This window comes from Jannaschia seosinensis (assembly GCF_001408515.1).
Lineage (GTDB): Bacteria > Pseudomonadota > Alphaproteobacteria > Rhodobacterales > Rhodobacteraceae > Jannaschia > Jannaschia seosinensis.
Map to the genome: position 1 here is coordinate 16,594 of NZ_CYPR01000045.1, position 12,437 is coordinate 29,030.

The window sequence follows — 12,437 nt, forward strand, 5'->3', positions numbered from 1 at the left end:
TGCGCGGCCCGAGGCCGTCGAAGCGGCGAAGGTGACCGACCTTCCCGTGCGGGAAGCGACGGCGAGGGTCGAGCGACGCGCCGCGTCACAAGGCCACACCGGCGCCGCGCGCCCTGGGTTCGACACGGGAATTCCTGATGGCCCCTCGCCTCATCAAGGGCTTCCTCACCGTAGGAAGCTGGACGCTGCTGTCCCGGCTTCTCGGTTTCGCGCGCGACATCCTGATCGCGCGGTTTCTCGGGACCGGACCGGCGGCCGAGGCGTTCTTCATCGCCTTTTCGCTCCCCAACATGTTCCGGCGCTTCTTCGCCGAGGGCGCGTTCAACATGGCGTTCGTGCCGCTCTATGCCCGCAAGCTGGAGGTCGATCAAAGCGAGGCCGACGCCTTCGCGCGCGATGCGGTGGCGGCGATGGTGGTGATCCTGACGGCCCTGTCCGCGGTCGCCATCATCGCCATGCCCGCGCTGGTGCTGCTGATCGCGCAGGGCTTTGCCGGTGACGTGCGGTTCGACCTGACGGTGATCTACGGCCGGATCGCATTTCCCTACATCCTGTTCATATCGCTCGCCGCGCTCGTCTCCGGCGTCCTCAACTCCGCCGGCCGGTTTCTGGCCGCCGCCGCCGCCCCCGCGCTTCTCAACATTACCTTCATTGGCGCGCTTGCCTTCACATGGGCGTTTCCGGGGCTCTTGCCTTTCGACATGACGGAGGTCGTCAACCCGTATGGCCGCGTTCTGGCCTGGACCGTGCCGTTCGGAGGGCTGCTGCAGCTCGGGCTCGTCTGGTGGGCCGCGGCCCGGGCGGGACACCGGCTGCTGCCGCGGCGCATGCCTCGGATCACGCCGGATTTGCGCAGGCTGGCGGTGATCGCGGCGCCCGCGGCGCTGGCGGGGGGGGTGGTGCAGGTCAACCTGATCGTCGGCCGCCGCATCGCATCCGAGGTGGAGGGCGCGGTCGCCTGGCTGAGCTATGCCGACAGGCTCTATCAGCTTCCGCTCGGCGTCGTCGGCATCGCCATCGGGATCGTGCTCCTGCCCTCGCTGGCCCGGCAGGTTCGTGCCGGCGACCGGGAGGGGCAGCGCGACGCCTATTCGCGCGCCTTCGAATTTTCGTGGCTGCTGACGCTCCCTTCGGCGGTGGCGCTTCTGGTGGTGCCTTGGCCGCTCGTCTCGGTCCTTTTCGAGCGGGGGGCATTCGATGTCGACGACACGGCGGCCACGTCCATCGCGCTGATGATCTACGCGCTCGGCCTGCCGGCCTTCGTGCTCCAGAAAGTGCTGCAGCCTCTGTTCTTTGCGCGCGAAGATACGCGCCGGCCGCTGAATTACGCGCTGGTTTCGATGGTGGTGAACGCGGTCATCGCGATCGGGCTGTCGCGCGTGATCGGCTGGCCGGCGGCGGCCCTGGGCACGACGGTGGCGGCCTGGGCGATGGTTGTCCTGCTGTGGCGCGGGGCGCGCGGAATGGGGGATGTGGCACAGCTGGACATGCGGGCGCGGACCCGGATTTGGCGGACCCTCGTGGCGTCGATCCTGATGGGCGCGGTTCTCTGGGCCGCCAACCTGATCCTCGGGCCGATGTTCGGTGGCGGCTGGCGCGGTCTGGCGCTGGCGATCCTCGTCGGTCTCGGGATGCTGAGCTATTTCGTCTTCGCGCTGGCCACCGGGGCGACGCGGATGGTCGAACTGCGCGGCATGGTCCGGCGTCAGCGCTGACGCAGGCGATTGCGCAGACCGGTCATCCCGCCGGGAAACAGCACCAGCGCGAGCGCGTATCCCGTCGCGGCGCCGATGATTTCGGCCCCCCAGGGCGGCACCCACCCGAAGCCCTGCAGGGTCAGGATTCCGAAAACCGGCTGTATCGCCAGCAGGAAGCCCAGAAGCATGAAGGCACGGGCCGGATCGGCGCGGGTCAGACCGCGCTGCGTCAGGAAGGCGAATGCTCCGATCAGACCGTAGGCGCCGGGCATCGCCCCGAAGAGCGGCTGCGGCGTCTCGAAGAGGATCAGATAGCCGAGCGCGCCGTCGAACGAGGCGCCGAAGAAGATCGCAAGGAACCGCCAGCCGGGATAAAGTGGCGCAATGGCGTTGCCGAAAGCCAGAACGAAGACGGCCGCGAAACCCGCGTGAAGCAGGCTGCCGTGGATCAGCGGATAGGCGAAGAGGCGGGCAATTTCCGCCGGCGGGAGCTGCCGGGTTTGCCACATCCAGTCCCAGACCGGCTCGGCCACCGACCAATCCTGCAGTGCCCCGAGCCGCCAGCCCACGGCCTCGCGCCCGCCAATCAGGCCCAGCGTGCCAAGTTGAAACAAGACCTCGATCCCCATAATCACGACCGCCAGACCCACGACGAGGGGCGGCAGCGTGTTAAACGGGTTCTGGTTGCGGGGATCGATCGGAGCCACGGCTTTGCCTCGCGTTGACGGGATGCGCCCCGCTGGCTAAGCGATGCGCCACCGCGAGACCAGTCCCCCCTTTTGATCCCCCGGAGGCTTCGATGGCCCAGTTCACACCGCGCGTCTTTTCCGGAATCCAGCCTTCGGGCGGATTGACGCTCGGGAATTACCTCGGCGCGATCACGAAGTTCGTCTCCACCCAGGAGGCCGGAACGCACGAGACGATCTATTGCATGGTCGATCTTCACGCGATCACGGTGCCGCAGGAGCCGGATGCGTTGCGCCACAACACGCGCGAACTTTGCGCGGGGTTTCTGGCGGCCGGGATCGATCCGGAGCGGTCGATCCTCATCAACCAGAGCCAGGTGCCCGAACACGCGCAGCTCGGCTGGGTTTTCAACTGCGTGGCACGGATGGGCTGGATGGGCCGGATGACGCAGTGGAAGGACAAGGCGGGCAAAAACGCCGAGGCGGCGAGCCTCGGCCTGTTCGCCTATCCGGCACTGATGGCGGCGGACATCTTGATCTATCACGCCACGCATGTTCCGGTGGGCGAGGACCAGAAACAGCATATCGAGCTGACGCGCGACATCGCGGCCAAGTTCAACCACGATTACGGCGTGGATTTCTTTCCGCTGACCGAACCGGTGATCGAAGGGGCCGCAACGCGGGTGATGAGCCTGCGGGACGGAACGAAAAAGATGTCGAAGTCCGATCCCGTGGACGGAAGCCGGATCAACCTGACCGACGACGCCGACACGATCGCGAAGAAGTTCCGCAAGGCTAAGACCGACCCGGACCCGCTGCCCGGTTCGGTTGCGGGGCTGGAAGGGCGGCCCGATGCGCGCAATCTGGTCAACATCTATGCCGCGCTTGAGGGGCGGACGGTCGATGCGGTCCTGGCCGAACACGAAGGCGCGATGTTCGGGCATTTCAAGCAAGCACTGGCCGATCTCGCGGTGGAGAAGCTATCGCCGATCTCGTCGGAGATGGCGCGCCTGATGGACGACCCCGCGGAGATCGACCGGATCCTTGCCCGGGGGGCGGAACGTGCGCGAGAGATCACGGTGCCGATCCTCGAGCGGACCTACGAGATTGTGGGGATGGTGCGCTGACTTGAGCGGCTGGAATGTCGGCGGTAAATCCGGCCGCCGGCGTCATGGCGGAGATTTCGCATATCCGCGCCTTAGGCTGCTGCGCTTTTTTGGCTTTCTACGCGCCTCTTGCATTGTGCGAGGGCGAGTAGATGCCGTTGCAACATGTGGCACCGCCACAGAGACGTCGTCGACGTAACGACCGTTCGGGCGCGGGAATCACACATCCGTCATCGCGATGAGGCCGGCTCAGAGCCTGAGGTGACGCGCCCTTGCCGCCCGCTCGATCGCGGCGGCGTGGAGGGGGTCGATCTCGAACTCGTAGCGGATTTCGCGCAGAAGCTCGAGTTCGGTCTGGAGCACCGTGCCGTCGGCGGCGGCGACGTCGCAGCCCAGCGCATAAGCCGTTTCGTAATGGGTGACCGGCAGGGCCGCCTTGATCAGGCCGAAAATCGCGTCGAGGCCGTCTTCCTCCTCCAGAAGGTCGAAGACCGTCTGCGCGATGCCCTCCAGCCGGTCCTCGTCGAAATCCGCGAAGATCGGCAGGTGGTTGACGATGGCCTGGATCGTCAGAAGCTCGGACGTCCGGATGGTCGAGTCCGACGCCGAGACGGTGATCATCAGCGCCACGAGCGCGTCCTGCGGCGAAAGGGCTGGGGCGGAACTGGTCTCGGTCATCATGGGCGACTCCTTCGCGTGTGGATTTATTGACCGCCCCGCGCCGCCGCAATAGGTGGGCGCATCCCAATCCGAGGACGATCCCATGAGCGACCTGCGTGACGCAGCGATGAATTCGAAGGCCTGGCCGTTCGAGGAGGCGCGCAAGCTGCTCAAACGTGTCGAGGGCAAGAAGGACGAGGTGCTGTTCGAGACGGGCTACGGCCCATCCGGCCTGCCGCATATCGGGACCTTCGGCGAGGTGGCGCGCACGACGATGGTTCGGCGGGCCTTCGAGACGATTTCAGATATTCCGACGCGGCTGATCTGCTTCTCGGACGATATCGACGGAATGCGGAAGGTCCCCGATAACGTGCCGCAGCGCGAGATGCTGGCCGAGCACCTGCACAAGCCGCTGACCAGCGTGCCTGACCCGTTCGGCACGCATGAGAGCTTTGGCCACCACAACAACGCGATGTTGCGGCGGTTTCTCGATGCGTTCGGCTTCGAGTACGAATTCATCTCGGCGCGGGAGTTCTATCGCTCGGGGCGGTTCGACGATGTGCTACGGCGTTGTGCGGAGCGTTACGAAGCGCTGATGGAGGTGATGTTGAAGTCGCTGCGGGACGAGCGGCGGGAGACCTATTCGATCTTCCTGCCGATCCATCCGGAGACGGGACGCGTTCTTTACGTGCCGATGAAGCATGTCGATGCGCGCGAAGCGACGGTGACGTTCGACGATCCCGACGGCCGCGAATGGACGCTGCCGGTGACGGGCGGCAACGTGAAGCTGCAGTGGAAGCCCGATTTCGGGGCGCGCTGGGCTGCTTTGGGCGTCGATTTCGAGATGTACGGCAAGGAGCACGGGACGAACACGGCGATCTACGACCGCATCTGCTCCGTGCTGGGCGGGACGCCGCCGGAGCATTTGGTCTATGAGCTGTTCCTCGACGAGAAGGGCCAGAAAATCTCAAAGTCGCAGGGCAACGGGATCTCGATGGACGAATGGCTGCGTTACGCGCCGTCCGAAAGTCTGGCCTATTTCATGTACGCGAAACCAAAGACGGCCAAGCGGCTGCATTTCGACGTGATCCCGAAGGCGGTGGACGAATACCACCAGCAGCTTCGGGCCTATCCCGATCAGGATATCGAGAAGCGGGTGAACAACCCGGTCTTCCACGTCCATGGCGGCGATGTGCCGGCGTCGGACATGGTGGTGCCGTTTTCAATGCTGCTCAATATCGCCTCGGTGTCGGGCGCGGAAAGCAAAGACGTGTTGTGGGGCTTCATCAACCGGTACGCTCCGGACGCGTCGGCGGAGAAGAACCCGCAGCTGGATCAGGCCGCGGCCGGGGCCGTGCGGTACTACAACGATTTCGTGAAACCGGTGAAGGTTTACCGCCTGCCCACCGGCAAGGAACGCGAGGCGCTTGAGGCGTTGCGTGACGAACTGCGCGCCTGGAACGGCCCGGCGACGGACGAGGCGCTGCAGGGGCTGGTCTACGATGTGGGGCGGGAGCGGTTCGACCCGATGCGCGACTGGTTCAGGGCGCTCTATCAAGTGCTGCTCGGCGCCGATCAGGGCCCGCGATTCGGCGGGTTCATCGCGCTTTACGGCGTGACGGAGACGGCGGACCTGATCGACCGGGCGATGGCAGGAGAGTTGGCCGCGGGGTGAGGCAAGCTGTCATTCGCCTCGCGGCGCTTGTTGGCTAGCCTCTTCCTCAACAGGGGAAGTTGGATGATGTTGAAGCGTTTCATCCTTGCGGCGGCCTTGATGGCCGGCGCGGCACAGGCCGACGAAAGCGAGATTCGCGGCACGATTGGGCAGCAGATCGAGCGGTTCCGCGCCGACGATTCCGCCGGCGCCTTCAATTATGCCGCGCCCAATATCAGGCGGCTTTTCGGCGATGCGCAGCGATTCGGCCAGATGGTCCGCAGGGGCTATCCGATGGTCTGGCAGCCAGACTCGGTGGAATATCTCGGTGCCGACGATCGCGGCGCAAACTGGACGCAGGATGTCCTGATCACAGACGTGTCCGGGCGCCTGCACCTGTTGGAATACACGATGGTCGAGACGTCCGACGGATGGCGTATCGCGGGCGTACGGTTCCTGCAGACGCCGGAGGTGGGCGCGTGACCCTCTGGCGTTAACGGATCGTTAACTGCTCGACCCGAGGTTCCCCTTCCTGACGACCACGGCGGGGCGATCCCGCGACACGACACATCACGAGGATCGTTCCGGCGTAAGGCCGGAGCGGTCCTTTTTGCGTTTTCACGCCACCTGCGCGAAGGGGAATGACATGAACAAGGCGATCACCGACGGATTGGTCCTTACGCCGCCGCCCTTCGAGGCTGGACTGGGCGTCTGGTCCCGCGAGGACGGGCGGCCCGGGTCGAACACCTATGCGAGCGCGGGTTACGCCGCATTCGTGCCGGCGGATCAGGATTTCGGCGGCTGCCTGGAGCTTGTGAAGACCGACGGTGTGCAACGGATCCGATACATGGGCGCGACGCCGATCTTCCCGGGCTGCTACTACCGCATCACCGTCCGCGTGAAGGCGGTCGCGGGCAATCTGCCGAACGTGCGTGCGGCGGCGACGCCGGTTCGCGCGGATGGCAATGTGGTCTCGGGTGTGCCGATTTCGGGTCCGGAAGTAGCGCTGCGCGATTACGGTCGTGTCGTGACGGTCACGGCGATCCTCGGCACAGGCGCACGCGGGGGTGTGGACCTCGGCTGGAATGCACAGGTGGCCCATGCGCATGTCGGGCTGGACCTCACCGGCGCCAGCGACGGCGTCGTGCGGGTCGAGGACATCGAGGTCGAGGACATCACCGGCGCCTTTCTGCGCGATATGATGGATTGGGTCGACGTACGCGATTTCGGCGCGGTCGGGGACGGGTCGACCGATGACAGCGCCGCCTTCGCCGCCGCGGACGCTGCGGCCGCGGGGCGCGAGGTTCTCGTCTCCAAGGGCGTCTACCGTCTAAGCCAGCACGTCACGATGGATGCGCCGGTCCGGTTCGAGGGGCGGGTCACGATGCCGCGTTCGCGACGCCTGAGCCTCAAGCAGAACTTCGACCTCAACTCCTATATCGACGCCTTCGGCGATGAGGAGGAGGGGTTCCGTCGTGCGATCCAGGCCCTGTTCGCGTTCACCGACCACGACACGCTCGACATGATGGGCCGCCGGGTGGAACTGACCCAGCCGCTCGACGTGCAGGCGGCGGTCTATGACAGGAACACCTTCGCCAACCAGCGTTCGATCCGGAACGGGCAGATCGAGGTGAAGAACACCGCCGCCTTCAAGACCGACAGCGTGGTCGCCTCCGCCTCGTTCAATTCGGGCGACCCGCGGCGCCTGAGCAATGTGCAGAATATCGGTGCGATTTCCGTCGGCTCCCTCGTGACCGCGCCGCAGGGGGTGGGACGGGAGATTTACGTCAGGTCCAAGGACGAGGCGGCCGGAACGCTCGAGCTGAGCAACCCGCTCTGGGGCGCCCCCGGTAAGCAGACCTACACGTTCGACCGGTTCAAATACGCGTTGGACTTCTCCGGTTTCGCGCTTCTGCAGCGCTTCTCGCTCGTCGCCATCGAATTCCTGATGGCGGACAGATCCTCGGGCATCATGCTGCCGCTGGACGGTCTGATCTTTCACGTGAAGGATTGCTTCATCAACGGTCCGCGCGATCGCGGCATCTCGAGCATCGGCACCGGGTGCCAGGGTCTGCTCATCGACCGGTGTCAGTTCCTGTCCTCCGAGCAGCCGGACAACGTGGAGGACCGGCACACGATCGGCTTCAACGTGAACAGCAACGACGCGAAGATCCGCAACAACCGGGCCGTGATGTTCCGCCATTTCGCGGTAATGGGCGGAGCGGGCCACATCGTGACGGGCAACCACTTCTTCCAAGGCGATGCGCAGAGTCTCGGGCAGCGAACGGCCGGCATGGTCTTTGCCGATGCCCAAGCCAAGACGGTGTTCACGTCGAACTACGTGGACAACGCCTATATCGAATGGACGAACGAATACGATCCCGCCCCCGACTTCCAGAGCGAATTCTCGTTTGGCGGATTCCAGATCGTCGGCAACATCTTCTACTCGTCGAACGTCCCGTCGAGCTATGCGCCGATACACATCAAGCCCTATGGCCCGGGTCATTTCATCAACGGGATGACCGTGATGGGGAACTCGTTCAAGACGGTTCAGGGTCAGCAACTCGACCGGGTCGATTTCGTCGACACGACGCATGCCGATCTGGACTACTCGCGGTTCGTGGACGTCAACGTCAGTTCCAACACGTTCCACGCCGTCCGCGATCGGTTCGAAAATCCGATTGTCACGTCTGTCACGCAGAATACCGCAGGTCGGACCTGGACGTCCAACCTGAACGATCGGCTGCCGTTCCGCGCGGCGGCCCGTGCGGTGGTCGCAGTGACGCCCGACGGTCCGATCCGGCGGTCCGACAACAGCGTGGCGTTCGCCGCGCCGTGGACTGCGGCTGGTCTCGGGAGCAATCAGCAGTCCATCCAGCTCAACTGGGAGGATCCGGTGAAGGGCAAGGTTCACGTCACGGTGCGCTGCGACCGGACGGGCTGAATTCTAGCGGGTGCCCTCGACGGGGGGCATACGCCTGCGATATCGCCACGCCCGCCAGATCGTCACGGGCGTGGCCAATATTTCACGGAGAATGGCGCGTGCGGTCCATGCCCAAGAGCCGGATCCTGCGGGACCGTCAAGTCGGGCGTCTCGCCCCAAAATGAGCAGGATCAGGCACGCGCGCGGCAGGTGCCAACGGTTCGACACGAGGACCAGCTTGGCATCTTGAGGCAAGAGCGCCAGTGCCTCGGTCAGGTTTTCGAACGTGGAGGTGGAGCGCGGTTCCACCGCAAGCCTTCCGGCGGGAACCCCGCGTGACCGGGCGCGGGCTTCGGCCACCTCGGCCTCGGCCGGCCCGTGGCGGCCGACACCTCCCGTCAGAAGAATGCGGTCGACTTCGCCCCGGGCGAACAACGCACAGGCATGGTCCACCCGCAGGGCGAGGGTCGGCGACGGCGTCCCATCGGGGCGGACCGACGCGCCTAGGACAATAGCGATGCGTTCGGAAATCATGCTCCCTCCTGTCTACGCCGCGGCACACCGCTGACAAGTGCGGTACATGTGGACGCCCCCGCGCGCCGCGCCTATCGTCGCGCCGGACATGGCATCGGGGGAGAACGGCATGGCATTCGGCAAGACGATCCGCACCTGGTTCGACGGCACCTGGCACGACGGTGATCAGCCGATCATGCGCGCCGCCGATCACGGAATGTGGCAGGGCAGCTCCGTCTTCGACGGGGCGCGGCGCTTCGAGGGCGTGACGCCCGATCTCGATCGCCACTGCGCCCGGGTGAACCGCTCCGCCGAAGCGCTGATGCTGCGGCCCACGGTCGATCCCGCACGAATGGTGGACCTGATCCACGAGGGTCTGGAAGGGTTTGCCCCCGATGCGGCGATTTACATCCGGCCGATGTACTGGGCGATCCACGGATCCGACGTCGGCGTTGCCCCTTCGCAGGAGGAGACGGGCTTTGCCATTTGTCTGGAGGAGGTGCCGATGCACTCGATGTCAGACACCACCACTCTGACGACGACGCGGTTCCGCCGACCGGTTCTCGAAGACGCGGTTTGCGACGCGAAGGCGGGCTGCCTTTATCCCAACAACGCCCGAATGCTGGTCGAGGCGCGATCGAAGGGGTTCGGCAACGCCCTGGCCGCCGACGCCATGGGCAACGTTGCCGAAAGCGCGACGTCGAATGTGTTCATGGCCAAGGATGGCGAGATCTTCACGCCGATCGCCAACGGGACGTTTCTGGCCGGAATTACGCGGGCACGTCACATCGCCAATCTCGCGCGCGAAGGTCAGAGGGTCCATGAAACGGTCCTGACCTTCGACGATTTCCGCGATGCCGACGAGGTCTTCCTGTCCGGCAACCTGACCAAGGTGACGCCCGTGACAGCTTTCGACGACCGTCAGTATCAGGTCGGCCCGGTCACGCGGCGGGTGCGCGAAATGTACTGGGACTGGGCCTTGTCGGGCGCGTGACGCCGAGGATCGAGCCGCCGCTCCGGCGGGTTGGCCCGCGACCGCCCGCGGCACCGCCCCGACTGCGGCGTTCAAGGTGGCGGTTGCTGCGCCTTCTGCCCCTTGCGCTGACGCTGGGGGCGACGGTCTGGGCCCTCTCGTCCAATCCTTTCGCCGCCCCCTTTGTGGAGCGGTCGCAAGCGGAACTGACCCTAACGCTGGAGCGGATGGTACGGAGCCGCGCCGATGCGGAGTGGGTCGCCGCGGAGTTGGACAAGGCCGTCCAAGCCGAAGATCTCGACCGGACGGCGATGCTCGTGACGCTCGCCCGCGATCTGGATCGGGCGGTGGACGTTTCGGCTGCAAAGGCTCTGCTCGAGGCTCGAGAGAGTTGGCTGGCGGCGGCAAAGACCTGCGCCGCCTGCATGGCGGAGACCGCGACGTGTCCCTCGCTGACGATGCTAGGCAGTTGTGCCGTACCGTTCGAGATGTCGCCCCTCGGCGATCTCAACGCGCTGCGCCGCGCCGGGACCGCGTGGTGGGACGAGGAGGAGATCGACCGGCTCGACGCCGGACTGGCCTTGGTGGGTCTCGGCGCGACGGGAGCGGTTGTTCTCTCGGGAGGGTCCAGCCTAACGGTCAAGGCGGGCGCCGGAATGTTGCGGACGGCGCGGCGCATGGGGTCGATCACGCCGGGCATGGCGCGACTTCTTGACATGAATGATGCCGCGGCGCGGCCTGTCCTGCGCACCGTCGCGGCCGATCTGGGGACGGTGCGGACGGCGACCTCCACGGCCGCGACGCTGCGGCTGATGCGCTTGGTCGACACGCCCGAAGACGCGACCCGCCTGGCCCGCGTGGCCGAGGCCGCGGGACCGCGCACGCCGCGCGTGATGGCCGTTCTCGGCAAGTCACGCGCCTTTCGCGCCACGGTTCGGTTGAGCCGAGGGGCGGCCGGGGCGCTGGTCCTGATCTGGCTGACGGCGCTTCAGGCGGCCACCGCCTTCGCCACGTGGCTCGGCGGGCGGGTTCTGCGGGCGGGCATCGATATGGTGGACAGACCCTCGCTCCGCGCGCAAAGCTGATCGCTGCAGAAATCAACGCCGGAGTTCACATGCGGAAGTTCCTTGTCGTCCTCGATGACAGCCGCGAATGCCTCAACGCGATGCGCTTTGCTGCGCTGCGGGCCGAACATACCGGCGCCGACGTGGAGGTCCTGTCGGTGATCCTCCCCGACGAGTTCAACCACTGGATCGGCGTCGGCGACATCATGCGCGAAGAGGCGCGGGACAGGATCGTGGCGCATTTCGAGGTGTTCGCAAAATGGATGCGCGACAAGCACGGCCTCAACCCGAACCTCGTGATCCGTGAAGGCGAGCCGGTCACGGAGATCCTCGCGCAGGTCTCGGATGATCCACAGATCGGCGTGCTGGTTCTCGGGGCGAGCCCGGAGGGAAAGGGACCGGGGCCGCTGGTCACTCAACTCGCCAAATCCGCCGGAACGCTTCCGGTGCCGATCACAATCGTGCCGGGTAATCTGACGAAGGAGGAACTTGAAGCGATCGCGTGATAGCCACCGGCTTACTAGATGGAATCGTCATGCTGAAATGCTGCGTCCCTTTGATCCATCAGGACTTCCGGTGAATGCTGACCGAAAGGTCGGCGAATACGTCTGATAGAGCAACCTGCGGTCTGGAAATTCTGCTGAGAGCGGGTCATGCATCCTGGCATTCCCATTTGATCAGACTACACGACTCCCACCCGCAGCCGTCTCGGGACGACGAGATTTCGGGCGACGAGAGGCGTTTCGGGACCGGACCGCATCCATCGTCGGACCTCATCGAAGCCGGTCCGGAACCAGGATTTCGAGCAGTATCCGTGCTTCTTCCGGGCGGGGTATTTGTGTCCCATGAGCTGGGCTGCAGCACGGCAGATGAGGGCGATGGCAATAGCGGTTATGGCGATGAGCAGAGACAACTTGGACGCGAGCGTCAGGCGGGTGTCCTCCAGGTTCAGCCCCCGCGTCTTGCTGTCGGCGAACAGGCACTCGATGAGCCAGCGCTTCTTGTACTGCCGCAGGATGTGCGCGCCAGTGGCTGGATAGGGCGAAGCCACCACGAGAAGCTCGCCGCCCTTGATACGGCGCGCACCGAAGTGGAGCTCGAGGTCAGGGTGACTCGCTCTGCCAGGCAGGACGGCCGTGAAGCCCCGCACACCCCTGCACC

General features: G+C 65.4%; 11 protein-coding genes and 1 pseudogene. 8 read left to right on the forward strand and 4 right to left on the reverse strand.

Annotated elements, in window-relative coordinates:
* The first annotated feature begins 137 nt into the window (after positions 1 to 137).
* Positions 138 to 1,715: a murein biosynthesis integral membrane protein MurJ gene (gene murJ / locus JSE7799_RS03985; protein ID WP_055662452.1), complete on the forward strand. Its 1,578-nt coding sequence runs from the start codon at positions 138 to 140 to the stop codon at positions 1,713 to 1,715.
* Here murJ and JSE7799_RS03990 read toward each other — a convergent pair.
* A complete protein-coding gene (locus tag JSE7799_RS03990; RefSeq protein WP_055662453.1) occupies positions 1,706 to 2,404 on the reverse strand; it encodes a rhomboid family intramembrane serine protease in 699 nt (232 codons plus the stop codon). The genes murJ and JSE7799_RS03990 overlap by 10 nt on opposite strands.
* Before the next feature lie 92 nt (positions 2,405 to 2,496).
* Between JSE7799_RS03990 and trpS the strand changes: the two genes are divergently transcribed.
* Positions 2,497 to 3,510, forward strand: coding sequence for a tryptophan--tRNA ligase (gene trpS / locus JSE7799_RS03995; protein ID WP_055662454.1), 1,014 nt, complete (start codon positions 2,497 to 2,499; stop codon positions 3,508 to 3,510).
* 228 nt (positions 3,511 to 3,738) lie between these two features.
* On the opposite strand, the gene JSE7799_RS04000 is transcribed toward trpS, so the two are convergent.
* Positions 3,739 to 4,167 carry a tellurite resistance TerB family protein gene (locus JSE7799_RS04000; protein WP_055662462.1) on the reverse strand — a complete coding sequence of 143 codons (429 nt, stop codon included), beginning with the start codon at positions 4,165 to 4,167 and terminating at the stop codon, positions 3,739 to 3,741.
* Positions 4,168 to 4,252: 85 nt separating this feature from the next.
* Here JSE7799_RS04000 and JSE7799_RS04005 point away from each other — a divergent pair, with 85 nt between their 5' ends.
* From JSE7799_RS04005 to JSE7799_RS04015, 3 genes are all read left to right on the forward strand, one after another.
* Positions 4,253 to 5,824, forward strand: a complete 1,572-nt coding sequence (locus tag JSE7799_RS04005) for a lysine--tRNA ligase (RefSeq protein ID WP_055662455.1) — start codon at positions 4,253 to 4,255, stop codon at positions 5,822 to 5,824.
* A 66-nt stretch (positions 5,825 to 5,890) separates the two neighbouring features.
* Complete coding sequence (locus tag JSE7799_RS04010; protein WP_144431548.1) at positions 5,891 to 6,286, forward strand: DUF4864 domain-containing protein; 396 nt, start codon at positions 5,891 to 5,893, stop codon at positions 6,284 to 6,286.
* A 163-nt stretch (positions 6,287 to 6,449) separates the two neighbouring features.
* Entirely contained in the window at positions 6,450 to 8,747 is a 2,298-nt protein-coding gene (locus JSE7799_RS04015; RefSeq protein ID WP_055662456.1) for a glycosyl hydrolase family 28-related protein, read from the forward strand.
* A gap of 3 nt (positions 8,748 to 8,750) precedes the next feature.
* Here the strand turns inward: JSE7799_RS04015 and JSE7799_RS04020 are convergent, their stop codons facing one another.
* Positions 8,751 to 9,260 (reverse strand): YdcF family protein, encoded by a 510-nt coding sequence (locus JSE7799_RS04020; RefSeq protein WP_055662457.1) that lies wholly within the window; start codon positions 9,258 to 9,260, stop codon positions 8,751 to 8,753.
* 109 nt (positions 9,261 to 9,369) lie between these two features.
* On the opposite strand from JSE7799_RS04020, the gene JSE7799_RS04025 reads away from it, so the two are divergent.
* From JSE7799_RS04025 to JSE7799_RS04035, 3 genes are all read left to right on the forward strand, one after another.
* A complete protein-coding gene (locus tag JSE7799_RS04025; RefSeq protein ID WP_055662464.1) occupies positions 9,370 to 10,233 on the forward strand; it encodes a branched-chain amino acid aminotransferase in 864 nt (287 codons plus the stop codon).
* 83 nt (positions 10,234 to 10,316) lie between these two features.
* Positions 10,317 to 11,297, forward strand: a complete 981-nt coding sequence (locus tag JSE7799_RS04030) for a hypothetical protein (RefSeq protein WP_055662458.1) — start codon at positions 10,317 to 10,319, stop codon at positions 11,295 to 11,297.
* 29 nt (positions 11,298 to 11,326) lie between these two features.
* Complete coding sequence (locus JSE7799_RS04035; protein WP_055662459.1) at positions 11,327 to 11,782, forward strand: universal stress protein; 456 nt, start codon at positions 11,327 to 11,329, stop codon at positions 11,780 to 11,782.
* 176 nt (positions 11,783 to 11,958) lie between these two features.
* On the opposite strand, the pseudogene JSE7799_RS20895 reads toward JSE7799_RS04035, so the two are convergent.
* Positions 11,959 to 12,437: pseudogene (locus JSE7799_RS20895) on the reverse strand (IS4 family transposase); the annotation flags it as partial.